This window comes from Sinosporangium album (genome assembly GCF_900100605.1).
Taxonomy (GTDB): domain Bacteria; phylum Actinomycetota; class Actinomycetes; order Streptosporangiales; family Streptosporangiaceae; genus Sinosporangium; species Sinosporangium album.
Window position 1 is genome coordinate 9961 of record NZ_FNCN01000066.1, and the last position, 775, is coordinate 10735.

Sequence of the window (775 nt, forward strand, 5' to 3'; positions counted from 1 at the left end):
GTAGGCGGATTCGTTTCGATGCTCACCGGCCGCGAAGGGCCGGTGCAGGTGTGCGCGGGCCTGTGCGAGGCCCGCACATCTGCGGTTTCGATGCTCACCGGCCGCGAAGGGCCGGTGCAGGGTCCCCACGGGGGCGGGCTCCCCGCGCACGTGGGGATGTTTCGATGCTCACCGGCCGCGAAGGGCCGGTGCAGGGCTTTCGTGGTGAGGTCGAGCCGACGGAGACGGTCATGTTTCGATGCTCACCGGCCGCGAAGGGCCGGTGCAGGGCGAGCTCTACGACGTCCTCCAGCCGTACATGAAGTTTCGATGCTCACCGGCCGCGAAGGGCCGGTGCAGGCCGGGGCATCCGGCTGTGAGGGTGCTGGATCCGGGCTGGTTTCGATGCTCACCGGCCGCGAAGGGCCGCTGCAGGCCCGCGACCCGGCACCGACGACGCCCCGCATCTGGGTTTCGATGCTCACCGGCCGCGAAGGGCCGGTGCAGGCACCGAGTACTTCGCGCTGAAGCGCCACGGCAAGTTTCGATGCTCACCGGCCGCGAAGGGCCGGTGCAGGCGCGTCCCTGTGCCTCCCCACGCAGGCCGACCTGAGCGTTTCGATGCTCACCGGCCGCGAAGGGCCGGTGCAGGGTGTGTCCGACACCCGGCAAGAGGGGGCCACGCATGTTTCGATGCTCACCGGCCGCGAAGGGCCGGTGCAGGGGGGGGTGACGGGCAAGCCTGCCAAGCCTGCCAAGAAGGTTTCGATGCTCACCGGCCGCGAAGGGCCGGTGC

At 70.3% G+C, this 775-nt stretch carries 1 CRISPR repeat array.

What is annotated here, in order from left to right:
* Window positions 1-12: 12 nt before the first annotated feature.
* Window positions 13-703: a CRISPR direct-repeat array (repeat unit 37 nt; unit sequence GTTTCGATGCTCACCGGCCGCGAAGGGCCGGTGCAGG).
* Window positions 704-775 lie beyond the last annotated feature (72 nt).